The organism is Streptomyces sp. NPDC006174 (assembly GCF_040614075.1).
Classification (GTDB): Bacteria; Actinomycetota; Actinomycetes; order Streptomycetales; family Streptomycetaceae; genus Streptomyces.
Genome location: NZ_JBEXTJ010000013.1, coordinates 21,311 through 35,723, shown reverse-complemented (window position 1 = coordinate 35,723; position 14,413 = coordinate 21,311). Strand labels below are relative to the sequence as shown.

Below are 14,413 nucleotides of genomic sequence, written 5' to 3'. Positions count from 1 at the left end.
TGTCCTCTTCGAGGGCTGGGACCGCGACATGGCCGTTCTGGCCGCGCTGGACTGGAGCGGAGTGGCGCTGACCTCGCCGGCCGGAGCGCGAGGAGGCCGGGCGCCGGCCGTCACCGCAGCGCCCGGACCCGTACGGCCCGAAGGCTCTACGCCTTCGGCGCCACCAGCCGCAGCAGATGCTCCCGCCCCGCGCTGAGCAGCCCCGGGAGGTCCGCCGCGCCCGGGTGCCAGCGCTTCTCGTACTCCCAGCACACCCAGGTCTCCGGGGCCAGCGGCTCCAGGCAGGCGGCCAGTGGCAGGACGCCCGCGCCGAGGGGGAGCGGGGTGAGGTCGTCGGCCGAGGCGACGTCCTTCACCTGGACGTAGCCGAGGTGCGGGGCCAGTACCGCGTGGCCGGCGGCCGGGTCCTCGTCGGCTCGCCAGGTGTGCAGGACGTCCCAGATGGCGCCGATCCTCGGGTGGCCGACCGTGCCGACGATCCGGGCCACGTCGGCGCCGGCGCTGTGCGTGTCGTGGGTCTCCAGCAGGATGCTGACGCCCATGTCGGCGGCGGCCGGCGCGGCCGCGCCCAGGCGGCGGGCGGCCGTCGCGTCCGCGTCCGCCGGGTCCTGGTCGCCGCCGCCCGGGAAGACCCGGACGTACCGCGCGCCCAGGTCCCGGGCGAGCTTCACCAGCTCGGCCAGTTCGGCGGCGATGGCCTCGTCGTCGCCTTCGGAGGCCACCTGGACGTATCCGGCCACGGCCAGGATCTCCACTCCGGCCGCCTTGAACTCCTCGACCACGTCCGCCCGCTCGAGGGAGGAGAGGCCGAGGTGTACCGGTTCCTCGGGGTGGGCGCGCAGTTCCACGCCCTCGTAACCGTGCTCGGCGGCGAGCCGGACGACCTCGGCCACCGGCATTCCCGGCACCCCGAGCGTGGAGAAAGCGAGCTTCACGTGCGTGTCCTTCCATCGTGACCGCGCGGGAACGTGTCCGGCGCCTGTCCCCGGCTCCTTCCCGAAGCCGGAGCCGCTACGCACGGCCGCCGGGCCCGGGCCCGGGCTTGTACCCGTACCCGGTCCCGTACGCGGATCCGTACCGCAAGCGTCTCAGCCGGTGCCCCGCAGCACCTGCTCCAGGCTACCGAGCAGCCGCAGCGCGTCGGCCCGCTCCGCCTCCTCCAGCGCCCGCCCGACCGGCGCGGTCACCGGCTCCGGAGTGATCACGCGCAGCGCCGCCGCCGCCTGCCGGGCGAACATCGCCAGCAGGTCCAGCTCCCGGACGCTGCTCCGCGCCTGCGGCGACGCGTCCAGCACCTCCAGGACGCCGAGCACGCGGGAGTCGCTGATCAGCGGGGCCGCCATCAAGGAGTTCGGGACGTACTCGGTGGACTCGGCCAGCGCGCGGTCGAAGGACGGGTCGTTCGACAGGTCGTCCACCACCATCGGCTCGCCCGAGGTCGCCACCCAGCCCGCGATACCGCGCCCGGCCGGGAACCGGCGGCCCACCAGGAACTCCTGGCCCTCGCCGGAGACCGCGCGGAAGACCAGCTCGTCACTCTCCTCGTCGAGCAGCAGGACCGAGCCGGCCGCCGCGCCGAAGATGGCCCGGGCCACGTCGACGACCGACTGGAGCAGCTCGTCGCGCGGCGCGTCGGCAGGAGCGGGGGCGGACAGAGGAGCGGATTCAGTTCTCGGAGTCATCGCGGTCATCTCCTGTGTCTCCTGCCGCTGTCGAAGGACGCGGGCGTGAAGGGCTCGGCTCGTGGCGCACATTGGCCGCCGACAGATAGAGGGCGTTCTTGAGCTGGAAGGCCGTCATGCGCGGGTGCGCCGAGAGGATGCGCGCGCAGAGCCCGGCGACGTACGGCGTGGCGAAGCTGTTGCCGGTGGTGCGGATCGTCCGGCCGCCGAGCCACGGTACGGAGACGTTCTGGCCCGGACCGAAGAACTCCACCGGCGGCTGCGGGTTGTAGAGGTGCAGGTCCGGGTCGTCCTCCTGGTGGCTGCCGACCGAGATCACCGAGGCGAACCGCCAGGGAAAGCTCTCCACCGGCGTGTTGTGGGCCGAGGCGACGATCACCGTACGCGCGAAGTAGGCGCTGTCCGCGAGCGCGTGCAGCTCCTGCGCGAACCGCGTGCGCGTGGTCGACAGGCTCAGGTTCACCACGTCGAACCGCTGCTCCACCGCCCAGCGCAACCCGGCCATCAGCACGTCCCCGGTGCCGGAGAACCGTTCGCCGAGCACCCGGACGCTGTGGATCTCGCACTCCGGCGCGGTCCGGCGGATGATGCCCGCGCACGCGGTGCCGTGGCCGCAGGTGTCGCCGGTGGTCGTCGGCTCGACCGTGATCGCGCCGCTCTCCCCGTCCTTGACGACCACCCAGGACGCGGCCAGGTCGCCGACCAGCGGGTGGTCGCGTTCCACTCCGGAATCCACCACGCAGACGCGCACGCCGCGGCCGGTGGCGGGACCGGCTAGGCGTCCGTCCGGCGGTCCCGGATCGCCGAGTACGGGGACGTCCTCGGGGCCGCGTCCGCGCAGGCTCCAGGTCAGGCCCAGCCCCGGCGCCGTCGTCTCTGCCGCGGTGCCCATCGATCAGCTCCCTTCCCTCGTGAAACTCGTCGAACTCGCCGTGACCATGGCAGTCATCGAGCGGTCCCGGTGCGCCGTGAGGAAGGCCGCAACCCGCCGCGCGCCCGGCAGGTGTCCCTTGCCCGCGAAGTACGCACCGGCGCTCCGGGCCGCCGCCTCGGCGGCCGCCGTGAGGTCCAGCGCGGCGAGCGTGCGGGCCCGGTCCAGCTCGGCGGAGGCCTGTACGAGCGGCGAGTCGGTGAGCAGCGACGCGCGTACGGCCCGCTCGGCGTGGTGCAGCGCCTCGTCCGGACGGTCGCGGGCCGCCAGCCGGGCCCGCAGCCCTTCCAGGTCGACGGCGTCCGCGCGGCTCAGCCCCGACGCGTCGCCGATGCCCGCCAGCCACCTCGCCGCCCGCTCCTCGCTCCCGGCGTCCAGCTCCAGCCGGGCCGCGTCCAGCGCCACGGCCGTCCGCATCCCCGCCGCACCCATCCGCCGGGCCGCCGCGTCCGCCCGGTCCAGCAGCTCCAGCGCCTCCGCGTCCCGGCCGAGCAGCGCCTCCACCGTCGCCCGGAACACCGGCAGGAACACCTCCGCCTCCGCGAAGCCGAGCTTCGCGGCCAGCCGTTCCGCCTCGGCCAGGCACGCGTACGCCTCGCCGGGCCGGTCCTGGAGCCCGTACAGCACGGCCAGCGGGCAGTTGAGCGTCACCCGCACCGTCGGCCGGCCGGAACCGTGGGCCGCGAGCAGCGTGCGGCAGCGCTCCACCGCCTCCGGTACCGGGACGGGCCCGCGCCAGAGCGAGATGCCGATCGCGCCGAGCGCGCCGGCCCGCTCCGGTTCGGCTCCGGCCGCCACCGCGTGCTCCAGGGCCCGCGCGTGGTCGCGCTCGGCCTCCTCGTGGCGGCCCGACTGCTGGAGCTGCTGAGCGAGGCGGAGGTGCGCGCGGGCCCGGCCGACCGCGTCTCCGGCCGCCTCGAAGACCGGCAGCACCGCGCGGGCCGTGGCGGCGGGGCCAGGGCTCGCCGCCGGATCCAGCACCGCCAGCGCGAGGCGGGCGTGCGCCGACTCGACCGGAGCGTCGGCCAAGTCCCTCACCGTGCGCAGCAGTTCGGCACCGTCCATGACCCGGCCGAGCGCCACCCGTACCTCACCGAGCCTCAGCACCGCGCCCGCCGCGTCCGGCCGCAGCTCCACCGCCCGCTCCAGCAGCCCGTGCGCCCAGTGCAGGTCGGACCGGGCGGCGGCCTGCGCTCCGGCCCGGCCGAGCGCGGCGGCGGCGCGGTCCCGCAGCGACCGGGCCCGGTCGTCCAGCAGGCCGAGCTCGGTGCGGTAGTGGTAGGCGCGCTCCAGATGGCCGCCGACCGCGCCGTCGCCGGTCCGCGCCACACTCGGCAGCTCGGCCGCCCACGCGTGGCGCTCCGCCTTGGCCCGCTTGGAGAGCGAGGCGTAGGCGACCTCGTGCACCAGACCACTGCTGAACCGGTACGCCGACGACTCCTCGGCTCCGGACGGTGCCGGCTCCACCAGCCGCCGCCGGGCGAGCGCGGCCAGCGCCTCGTCGACGCGGTGGAGATCCTGAGGGCCGGTGGCGCCGGGCCGTTCCGCCGTCCGTACCGCCAGCTCCAGCCGCACCAGCTCCGCCGCCGCGAACTCCCGGCCGATCACCGCCGCCAGGTCCACCACACCGCGCTCGGGCCGGGCCAGCGCGCCGATCCGGGCGCCGAGCAGGGCCTGGAGCGTGGGCGGCAGCTCGCCTTCCGGGACGGACGTGGTGGCGGTGGCGTCGCCGACCAGGAGCTGTTCCAGGTAGAGCGGGTTGCCTTCGGAGCGGGCCAGGAGGTGCTCGTCGGCCGGTGCCGGGCGGCCGTCGAGCCGGGCCAGACCGGCGGCGAGGCGGGCCGCCTCCGCGCGCGGCAGGCCGGTGAGCTGGAGGTGGTCCCGCGCCTCCTGCGCTGCGCCGGTGACCTCCGGGCGGCCCGCGCAGATCACCAGCGTGCGCCCGGGACCGGCCGTGCTCGTGAGCCGGTCCACCGTCCGGACCAGGAGAGGCGCCGCCGCGTGCCAGTCGTCGACCACCAGGACCACCGGCCGGTCCTTGGCCGTCCGCCTCAGGACCACGGTGAGCGCGGCGCACATGTCCTCGAACGGCGCGTTCGGCGTGCCGTCGCTCAGGAGGCCGCCGGAGAGCAGGGCCATCGCGTCGGCGGTCGCGTCGTCCACGGGAGAGAGGGCGGGCGGGAGGAGCGGGCGTACGGCGTCGGCGAGCGGCGCCAGCGTGCCGTGGTCCCCGTAGCTGCGGCAGCGCCCGGCCCCGTACGCGAAGGCGTCACCGCGCCGCGTCAGCCACTCCCGTACGAGCCGGGTCTTGCCGATGCCCGCCTCGCCGGTCACCCGCAGCAGTCCGGCGCGGTCATCCCGTACGGTCTCCTCCAACGCGTGCTCCAGCGCGTCCAGTTCGGCGGTGCGGCCGACGAACGGCGCGTCGAAGCGGCGCAGCAGCTCCGGGTCGTCCGCTCCCAGGGCGAGCAGCCGGTACGCCTCCACACTCTCGCGCTTGCCCTTGAGGTGGAGCGGTCCGGTGGGCTCGGCCCGGACCGTGGGGCCGGCGGCCAGAAGGGTCTGCGGGCCGATCAGGATCTCGCCCGGGCCGGCGTTCTGCTCCAGGCGGGCGGCGATGTTGACGACTTCGCCGGAGACGAGCGCCTGCCGTGCCGTGGCGTCCGAACCGGCCACCACCTGACCGGTGTTGACTCCGACCCTCGTGGTCAGCCGGATGCCGAGCGCGGCGTCCAGCTCCTCGTTCAGCGCGTCCAGCGCGCGGCGCATCCCGAGCGCCGCCGCCAGGGCCCGCCGGGCGTCGTCCTCCCGGACCACCGGCACACCGAACACCGCCATGACCGCGTCCCCGATGAACTTCTCCGGAGTACCGCCGCGCGCCACGATCTGCGCGCTCATCGCCTCGAAGTACCGCAGGGTCACCGTGCGCAGCGTCTCCGGATCCAGCACGCCGGACAGCGCGGTCGAGCCGACCAGATCGCAGAACAGCACGGTCACCGGCTTGCGTTCGTCCTCCGGCGGCGGCTCCGGGGCCGTCGGCGGACCGGCGCACGGCGTCCCGCAGGACGAGCAGAACCGGGCCGTGGAAGGAAGCTCCTGTCGGCACGAGAGGCAGGTCATGGCGGGTCCTCAACTCTTCTGGTCCACCTCGTCCCGGGCGGAGCGTTGTGGCTGATCCGGTGCTGATCCGGTCCCGGGAGCGCCCGCGCCGGACCCCCGTCCTGGCGCGAGCGCTCCCGAAAGGGGCTCAGAACAGCGCGCCGCCCGCGATCTCGCCGTGGGCCTGGACCTCGGGGCCCACCGCGTCGAGCCGGCTCTTGACGTCGAGCAGCAGGGTCAGTTCCTGCGGTGTCAGCTCGCTCAGCACCAGGCGCTGTTCCTCGGTGAGCAGGTCCACCGGGAAGCCCGCTTCGTACAACACGGCCTCCATCGGCGGCTGTGGGAGACGGTTCGGGTCGGGTGGCGGTGGTCCGGTCATCGGGTGACTCCCGTCGGTGAGGTGGGTCCGGCTCTCCGCAGCGACGGCGCCGGTGCGGTGCGCCCGAGCCGGACGAACAGCCGGGTGAGCGCGTCGAGGGAGTGCAGCGCGCTGACCGCCACGGCCGCCTCCTGGTCCCGGGTCAGCGGCAGCCGGTCCAGCAGCGCGTGCAGCTCGTCCAGGTGGTCCGTGTCGAGCGCCGCGTGCTCGCGTACGGTGCGCAGCGCGGTGGCCGGCAGCGCGGTCAGCCTGGCGATCCGGTCGGTCAGGCCGGGCGCCGGCGCGTATCCCTCCAGCACCGCGATGTAGCCGAGCAGGGCCACCGGATGGTGGTGCTCGATCCAGTAGTACTGAGGGCCCGCGAGCGCGGCCACGTCCCGTGGCGGCTGCGGGCCGAGCGCGTCCTGCGGGTCCGCGCCCGCCGCGCGCAGATCCTCCAGCAGCCAGGCGTCGTGCCCGGCCTCCTCCACGATGTGCTCCGCCAGATACGCGGTCAGCGGCTCGGACAGCGGATCGCCGGGCCGGTCCGCCATGCGCCGCAGCGCCAGCTCCATCAGCGGCACGGAGGACCGGATCACGGCGTGCATGGCGCACAGGTACGTCCGGTAGCGCGGCAACAGGTCGTCCGGACGCCACATGTGCCTGGTCGCTCCTCGGAACTCCGGCTCCAGCAGCAGGAGTTTGGTGCGCAGGCGCTCCGAGGCCCGGGCGGTGGCGGTCGCGCCGGTCGCCGCGGTGCTCGACCAGGTGATGCTCATGGCGTGCTCCGTACGCCGACCAGCGGCGCGTACGCCGAGCAGCCGTGCCGCCGGACCACGCCCTCCGGCCCGCCTCGCGCACCGCGCTGCGCGGCCGCCAGGTCCAGCAGCGCACCCGCCGGACCCGCCGCCACCGCACGCGCTCCGGCCGCCACCGCCTCGTCGCCGCCCAGCGCCCGGCAGCCGTCGCAGTACGAGCCTGGATGCGGCGCGGCGCCGGAGCGGGCGGCCAGATGCGTCGGCCCGACCGTCCGGATCATCCGCAACACCGGTGATTCCAGGGTCCGTCGGCGTACGGCTCCCCAGTCGTCGGTGCCGATGTGGCCGAGGTCGAGATGGGCCGGGGCCGGGCGGCGGTCCACCGTGTCCTGGTTGCAGCAGGCCAGCACCGTACCGTCGAAGGCGACCACCGGCCAGGCGGCCATCGAACACGGCGCCGCCGCCGACGGGTCCGGGCCGGTCCGCGCCGGCCGCGCCCAGGAGGCGGCCCGGCCGAACGGCCGCACCTCGTTGACCAGCGACGGCACCCGGCCGCCGAACTCCTTGTCGATGGCCCGCGTGATGTCGGCCAGATACGGATCGTCCGCGCCGGTCCCGGTGAGGTGGAAGCTGACGGAGACGCCCGAATCGCGGATGCGGTGCAGCGCCCGGAACACATCCGCGCGCGCCACCTCCCGCTCATGGTGGACGTCCAGGCTCGCGGAGAAGTGGTCGACCTGCGCGATCGCGCGCAGGATCGCCGGCGGGATCTCCTGGGAGCGCGCGAAGAACATTCCGCTCAGCACCGCCGTACGCGATCCGGCGCGGCGCGCGAGGAAGCTCAGCTCGCCGGCGAGCGTCGGCACCAGCAGCGGCTCGCCGCCCGTCAGCATGACCACGTCCGGACGGTTCTCGACGGTGAACGAGCCGACGAACCGCAGCAGTTGAGCGGCGTCCGGCTCCTCGCGCACGGTCAGGTCCGACCCGGTGGAGCAGTGCCAGCACCGCAGAGGGCAGCGGCGGGTGAGGCCGAGCAGCAGACCGGCGGCCGGGAAGGGCCGCAGTCCGACGAGTTCGGCGAGTTCCATACGGGCCGCCTCCTTCGGTGGCTGAGGCGCGGCCGGACTTCAGGGGCCGGTGCGCACCCGCACAGCCTGTGCCGCACCGGTTCACCGGCGGTCTGCCACCGCTTCGGAACCGGTATACGCGCAGGTGAGCGAGGCCTCAGCCCGTCCGCAACTCCGCCGGAGCGGCCGTCCGTCCACCTCCTGCTGGTCCCATACCGGACCCATACCGGCGCCGAACCGTCTCGCAGGCGGCCGCTCCTAACTTTCTCGGCAACGGCAGGCAACGGGCCGCGGCACACGCCACGGAAGCCGGGCCGGCTCACGACGAATGGACGGAGACCACCATGTCCGAGAACACCAAGCCCGCGGCCGACGACAACAACGAGGCCGAGACCCCCGAGGTCGAGGCGCACTCCGTGCTGGACCTCCAGGAGACCCCGGGCGTCGCCGACCGCGAGATCGTGCCCGGCAACTGCGTCAGCACCGTGAGCCTCGTCCTGGGCTGACCGGCCGGACCACCGGGTCGTGCGCCATGCCCGGCCGGGCCCTGAGCCCGGGCCGTCGTGGCGCCCGGCCGGAGTCGGGGCGGCCTCCGAGCACCTCGGAGGCCGCCCCGCCCGTCGTGTGCCCTTCGCGTAGGAAGAACAGGAGACCTTGATGGCAACGCCGCTCCGCTCCAACCGGGATTTCCGGCTGCTCTGGCTGAGCGGCCTCTTCGCCGTTCTGGGCAGCCAGATGAGCGCTCTCGCTCTGCCGCTGCTGATCCTCAAAGCGACCGGCTCCGCCGTGCAGGCCGGCGCCGTCGGCACGGTCTCCGTCTGCGCGCTGCTGGTGACGATGCTGCCGGGCGGCGTCATGGCCGACCGGGTCGAGCGCCGCCGCCTGATGCGGCTGTGCGACGCCGGAAGCCTCGCCGCCATCACCGCTCTGACCGTCGCGGTCTGGTACGGGCACGCCCCCATGGTGCTCGTCCTGCTGGTCGCGACCTCGGGCGCCGTCCTGAGCAGCGTCTACGCTCCCGCCGCCTTCGGCCTGATGCGCGCGGTCGTGCCACCGGACCAGATGGGCACGGCCACCGCACGGCTCCAGGCCCGTACCGCCACGGTCAAGATGGCCGGCCCGCTCGTCGGCGGCGCGCTCTTCGGCATCCACGAAGCGCTGCCGTTCGCGGCCCAGTTCCTCGGACTGCTGCTGTCCACGCTCTGCATCGCGCTCGTCCGCACCCGCTCCGAGGCCAGGACCCGGGCCGGCTCGGTATTCAGCCGCCGGGAGCTCACCGCAGGGCTCACCTTCCTCTGGCAACTGCCTTATCTGCGTACGGTGTTGCTCGTCTTCGGCCTCGGCATGAACTTCGCGTTCGGCGCGCTCACCTTCACCGCGCTCGCCGTCTTCTCCGACAACGGCACCTCCGGCCTCGGCAGCGGCTTCGTCATCACCTGCGTCTCGGCCGGCTCGCTCGCCGGTGCGCTGCTCGCACCACGGATCGCACCGGACCGCCACGCCCGCGCCCTCATCGTCGCCACCTGCTGGAGCTGTGTCCTGACGGCCGGCGCGCTGGCCTGGCTGAGCAGCGCGCTGCTGGCCGGAGTGCTCTGCGCGCTCTGCATGTGCCTCTCGACGATCGCCAGCATCGGCTTCCTCTCGACGCTGCTGGTCGTCACTCCGGAGGACCGGATCGGCAGGGTGCAGAGCGCGGCGGGCTTCCTGTCGTCGATCGTCCAGCCGTTCGGTCCGCTCGCCGGCGGCGCGCTGCTGACGCTGCTCGGCACCCGTTCCGCCTTCGGCATCATCGGCGGCGTGCTGGCCGTCTCGGCGGCCGTGGTGACCCTCGCGCCGTCCGTCCGGGCCGGAGCGGCCGCGCCGCCGGAGGAGCCGGAGGCGCCCTTCGAGCAGGAGCGGCCGGAACCACAGCTGAAGCCGGAACCCGCCGGAACACCCCGACCCGCCCACGACGCCGCCGGTCCCGGCGCACTCTGAGGAGGCCCACCGTGTCCGTCTCCGGTATCCAGCAGACCCAGCTCCACTGCCTCGCCGACCCCACCTACTACGAGACCCCGGCCCGCCTCCCGGACGCGAAGACCCGCTACCCGCTCGACTCCGCCCCGCCGCCCGGCGGCTGGCGCCGGGTCCGTGGCGGCCTGTGGACCTCGCTGCTGCCGGAGGACCGCGAACTCGCCGAGCAGGGCTGGAAGATCCACGTCTCCACCGTCCCGGAGGAGGCCGAGGCGACCCTGCGCGACACCGCCAGGATCTGCCACGCGCACGGCGTGCCGTTCAAGTTCCTCCGCAGCGAGCAGGCGCTGCTGCTGATGTCCGACAAGTACATGGCCCGCTCCGGCGCCGGCAAGTTCCTCACGCTCTACCCGCCGGACGAGACCGTCTTCCTGCGGGTGGTGGACGAGCTGGCCGAGGCCCTCGCCGGCCGCCGCGGCCCGTACATCCTCAGCGATCTGCGGATCGGCGACGCGCCCGTCTACGTGCGGTACGGAGCCTTCGTCGCCCGCTGGTGCCTGGACGCGGACGGCGAGCGGGTGCACGCGCTGCGGCGTCCGTCGGGCGAGCTGGTGCCCGACGAGCGCGGTGTGGTGTTCCGGGTGCCGCCGTGGGTCACCGTTCCGGAGGCGCTGCGCCCGCACCTCGCCGCGCGGGCCGCCGCCGGGGACAGCACCTTTCCGTACGCCGTCACCGAGTCGCTCCAGTTCTCCAACGCGGGCGGGATCTACCGGGCCCGGCACCGCGAGACCGGCCGGCAGGTGGTGCTCCGCGAGGCGCGGCCGCACTGCGGGCTGGACGCGGTGGGCCACGACGCGGTGACCCGGCTGCACCGCGAACACCGGGCGCTGACCGTGCTGGCCGGACTGGACTGCGTACCGGAGGTGTACGGCGTACGGAGCGTCTGGGAGCACCACTTCCTGATCGAGGAGCACATCGAAGGCGCCACGCTCCTGGAGGAGATCGTCGCCCGCTTCGCTCTCCTGCACGGCTCGGGCACGGACGCCGAACTCGCCACGTACGTCGCCTGGGTGGACTCCGTGACCGAGCGGCTCACGCGGGCGCTGGCGGCGATCCACGCCCGCGGTCTGCGCTTCGGCGACCTCCACCCGTCCAACGTCATCATCCGGCCCGACGGCCGCCTGGTCCTCGTCGACTTCGAGTACGCCACCGCGCTCGACGACCAGGACACTCCGGTGGCGGGCGCGCCGGGCCTCCAGGCGCCGACCGGAACTCCGGGCGCCGAGGCCGACGCGTACGCGCTCTGGGCCACCTGGCTCTCCATGCTGATGCCGCTCATGGAGATGGCCGGACACGACCGGACGAAGGCGCTCACGCTGGAGCGGTGGGCCCGCCGGAGGTACGGCCTGGCGGCCGACGCCGGACCGCCGCGTCCCGCCGCGCTGCGGGCGGCGGAGAGCCGCCTCGACGGCGAGAGCGAGGTCGCCGCGCTGCTGGAGGGCCCGGCGCCCGACTGGGCCGAGCTGCGGACGCGGCTGATCGCGGGCATTCACGCCGGCGCGACTCCGGAGCGCACCGACCGCCTCTTTCCCGGCGACCCGCAGGCCTTCACGACCGGCGGCGCCGACGTGGCCCATGGCGCTGCCGGAGTCCTGTACGCGCTGCACCGCGTCGGCGCGCCGGTGGACCCGGCCTGGACCGACTGGCTGGCCGAAGCCGCCGGGCGCCGCGATCCGGCCGTGCCTGGTGGCCTGTACGACGGGCTGCCGGGCACGGCGGTCGTACTGGCGCTGCTCGGCAGGCCGGAGGAGGGCCGGGAGCTCTTCGAACGGGCCGCCACCGCGCCGCCGTCCGCCTCGGCCGACCTGCTGACCGGCCGCGCGGGCCTCGCACTCGCCGCGCTGCGGCTGGCCGGGCCCGACGCGAAGGACCAGGACCTGCTGGAGATGGCCGTACGGACCGCCGGCGACCTGGACCGCCTGGTGCGCGGCGACTCCGTACCGGGCCTGGCCGCACCGGCCTCGGCAGGGCTGCTGCGCGGGCTGAGCGGTGCGGCCCTGCTCCAGCTCGAACTGCACGCGCTGACCGGCGAGGACCGGTTCCTGCGGGCCGCCGGCCGGGCCCTGGAGCGGGAGGCCGGGCACTGCGTGACGATGCCGGGCGGCACGGTCCAGGTGAAGGACGGGCGGCGCCACTTCCTCTACCTGGACCAGGGGAGCGGCGGCGTCGCGCTGGTGGCCCAGGCGTATGCGGCCCGCCGCTCCGCACCGGTGCTCTCCGCTCTGCTGCCCGGTGTACGGCAGGGCTGCGTCCTCGAATTCGTCCGCGAGCCGGGCCTGTTCACCGGCCGCGCGGGTCTCATGGCCACGGCGGGCCAGCTGTCGCCGAAGAGCCGTACGGAACCCGACGTCCTGGCCTCCGTACGGAACCTCTCCTGGCACCTGGTCGCTCAGGAGGACCGGCTGCTGGTCCCGGGATCACGGCTGCGGCGCTGCTCGGCCGACCTGGCGACGGGCGCGGCGGGCCTGCTGCTGGCCCTGCACTTCCTGTCCGAGACCTCCGGCCCCGGCCTGCTGGAGCTGCTCACGCTGGGCTGACCCGGCCCTCCTCGCGCTCGCGCGCGTACAGGCAGAGCAGCCGCGGCACCTCGTACAGCGCGGCATGAGCGGTGACCTCTCCGACCGGAGAGGTCACCGCACCCGCGTCGATCAGCGACTCGACGGTACGGATCGCGGCCCGCTCACCGCACTCCAGCGCCTCCATCGCGCCGTCCAGCGTGAAGCCGCCTTCCTGCGCCGGCCCGGCCAGCCGGCCCAGCGCCCGCCGGTCGTCCGCCGACAGGTCCTGCCAGCCGGACGCCATCCGCAGCCGTACGGAGATGTCCCCGGCGACCAGTTCGTCCAGCGCGGCCGACGGATCGCCGAGCCGGTCCGCGTACTCCGCCAGCGGCAGATGGCGCAGCACCGCCAGCCGCATCCCGCTCACGCCGACCGCCAGCGGCAGCGCGCCACAGGCCCGCACGATCCGCAGGGCCGCCGCCGGATCCGTCCGCAGCCGCCCGGGCCCGATCAGCCTGCCGAGCAGCTCCAGCGCCTCGCCGTCCGCCAGCGCCGCCAGCGCGATCCGGTGCACGGGAGCCAGTCCGGCCAGCTGTCCGCGCGCGGTGAGCACCACGGAGGACGGCCCGGAGCGAGGCAGCAGCCCGCGTACGGAAGCCTCGTCCGGTACGTCGTCGAGGACGATCAACGCCCGGTGCAGCGACAGCCACCTCTGCCAGGCGTCCTCCGCGGTCGGTGACATCGCTGCCGCCACCGCGCCGCCCTCGGGCCCGTCCGGCACGGCCGAATCCACCGGGACGCGCGCGCCGCACAACCGGCCCAGTTCGCCCAGCACTTCGGCCGGCGTACGCGCCGAGCCGTCCTCCCGCCGCACCTGGACGTGGAACCGCCCGTCCGGGAAGCCGTCGTCGAGCAGGTGGGCCGCCCGCAGGGCCAGCGCCGACTTTCCGGAGCCCGCGGGACCCGACACGACCACCACCCGCTCGTCCGGCGAGCCCAGCAGCGCCAGCAGCTCCCGCAGCTCCTCGCGGCGGCCGGTGAAGTCCTTCGGCGCGGCGGGCAGTGCCGTACCGTGCGCGCTCTCGAGAGTGGCAGCGGTCGGCCTGGCGGCACGGCCGCGGCCCAGCATCGCCCGGTACAGGGCCGCCATCGCCGGACTCGGCTCCAGGCCCAACTCCCGTGCCAGCAGCTGCCGGTAGTCGTCGTAGACCGCCAGCGCCTCGGCCTGCCGACCGGACTGGTGCAGCGAGTTCATCCAGGCCACCCGCAGCCGCTCCCGCAGCGGATGGCGCTCCACCAGATCGCGCAGGCCGTCCACCGCGACGGCGGCCCGGCCGAGCTCGATCTCGGTCTCGGCCCAGTCCTCGTACACGGTCAGACAGCGGGCCTCCAGCCGCTCGGCCTCCTCCGCCACGCCGGTGGAGTCCCGCAGATCGTTCAGCGGCGGCCCTTCCCACAGGTCCAGCGCCTCGCGCAGCAGCCGGGCGGCGGTGCGCAGGTCGCCGCGCTCACCGGCGGCCCGTCCGGCGCGGGCCAGGGACCGGAAGCGCAGGGTGTCCAGCTCGCCTTCGCCGATGGTGAGCCGGTAGCCGCCGCAGCCGTGCACGACCCGGTCCCGGCCGTCGTCGCCGGTGGAGCCGAGCAGGGCGCGGGCGGCGCTCACGTACACCTGGAGGTTCTTGCGCGCGGTGCGCGGCGGGTCGTCGGGCCAGACCGCGTCGGTCAACACGTCCAGCGGCACCGGGGTGTTGGGGCGTGAGAGCAGTGTGGCGAGGACGAGACGCTGTTTGCGCGGGCCGAGCGGGAGCGGACGGCCGTCGCGTACGGCGGTGAGCGGGCCGAGGAGCGAGAAGTACACCGCACCGGCGGTGGCCGGACGGGCGGGAGGTCGGATCATCAGCGGGCCTCCGGAAGCGGGGACGGGCGGCAGACTGCCGTACGCACGTTTCCGATCCTGTCGGCGTCACGCCACGCGCACATCGGGGCACTGCGCGTATGTTCCGCCCG

11 protein-coding genes are annotated in these 14,413 nt (G+C 74.8%); 3 read left to right on the top strand and 8 right to left on the bottom strand.

The window, feature by feature from the left end:
• Positions 1 to 146: 146 nt before the first annotated feature.
• From ABZ267_RS26515 to ABZ267_RS26485, 7 genes are all read right to left on the bottom strand, one after another.
• Positions 147 to 935: a sugar phosphate isomerase/epimerase family protein gene (locus tag ABZ267_RS26515; protein ID WP_356751301.1), complete on the bottom strand. Its 789-nt coding sequence runs from the start codon at positions 933 to 935 to the stop codon at positions 147 to 149.
• 153 nt (positions 936 to 1,088) lie between these two features.
• Positions 1,089 to 1,682 (bottom strand): GAF domain-containing protein, encoded by a 594-nt coding sequence (locus tag ABZ267_RS26510; RefSeq protein ID WP_356751299.1) that lies wholly within the window; start codon positions 1,680 to 1,682, stop codon positions 1,089 to 1,091.
• Positions 1,666 to 2,574, bottom strand: a complete 909-nt coding sequence (locus ABZ267_RS26505) for a S8 family serine peptidase (protein WP_356751297.1) — start codon at positions 2,572 to 2,574, stop codon at positions 1,666 to 1,668. The genes ABZ267_RS26510 and ABZ267_RS26505 overlap by 17 nt, the downstream gene beginning before the upstream one ends.
• Positions 2,575 to 2,577: 3 nt before the next feature.
• Entirely contained in the window at positions 2,578 to 5,733 is a 3,156-nt protein-coding gene (locus ABZ267_RS26500) for an adenylate/guanylate cyclase domain-containing protein (protein ID WP_356751295.1), read from the bottom strand.
• A 127-nt stretch (positions 5,734 to 5,860) separates the two neighbouring features.
• Positions 5,861 to 6,091, bottom strand: a complete 231-nt coding sequence (locus ABZ267_RS26495) for an aroma-sacti cluster domain-containing protein (RefSeq protein WP_356751293.1) — start codon at positions 6,089 to 6,091, stop codon at positions 5,861 to 5,863.
• On the bottom strand, positions 6,088 to 6,849 hold the full coding sequence (locus ABZ267_RS26490; RefSeq protein WP_356751291.1) for an iron-containing redox enzyme family protein: 762 nt from the start codon (positions 6,847 to 6,849) through the stop codon (positions 6,088 to 6,090). Before ABZ267_RS26490 ends, ABZ267_RS26495 begins: the two co-directional genes overlap by 4 nt.
• Positions 6,846 to 7,916, bottom strand: a complete 1,071-nt coding sequence (locus ABZ267_RS26485) for a radical SAM protein (protein WP_356751289.1) — start codon at positions 7,914 to 7,916, stop codon at positions 6,846 to 6,848. Before ABZ267_RS26485 ends, ABZ267_RS26490 begins: the two co-directional genes overlap by 4 nt.
• Positions 7,917 to 8,239: 323 nt before the next feature.
• Here ABZ267_RS26485 and ABZ267_RS26480 point away from each other — a divergent pair, with 323 nt between their 5' ends.
• The 3 genes from ABZ267_RS26480 to lanKC all read left to right on the top strand — a co-directional run bounded on the left by ABZ267_RS26480 (position 8,240) and on the right by lanKC (position 12,445).
• Complete coding sequence (locus tag ABZ267_RS26480; RefSeq protein ID WP_356751287.1) at positions 8,240 to 8,401, top strand: hypothetical protein; 162 nt, start codon at positions 8,240 to 8,242, stop codon at positions 8,399 to 8,401.
• Positions 8,402 to 8,552: 151 nt separating this feature from the next.
• Positions 8,553 to 9,872: an MFS transporter gene (locus ABZ267_RS26475; protein WP_356751285.1), complete on the top strand. Its 1,320-nt coding sequence runs from the start codon at positions 8,553 to 8,555 to the stop codon at positions 9,870 to 9,872.
• Positions 9,873 to 9,883: 11 nt separating this feature from the next.
• The gene (lanKC, locus tag ABZ267_RS26470; RefSeq protein ID WP_356751283.1) at positions 9,884 to 12,445 is read left to right on the top strand and encodes a class III lanthionine synthetase LanKC; all 2,562 of its coding nucleotides are present in this window, start codon (positions 9,884 to 9,886) and stop codon (positions 12,443 to 12,445) included.
• On the opposite strand, the gene ABZ267_RS26465 is transcribed toward lanKC, so the two are convergent.
• Complete coding sequence (locus ABZ267_RS26465; RefSeq protein ID WP_356751281.1) at positions 12,432 to 14,303, bottom strand: BTAD domain-containing putative transcriptional regulator; 1,872 nt, start codon at positions 14,301 to 14,303, stop codon at positions 12,432 to 12,434. The genes lanKC and ABZ267_RS26465 overlap by 14 nt on opposite strands.
• Positions 14,304 to 14,413: the final 110 nt, after the last annotated feature.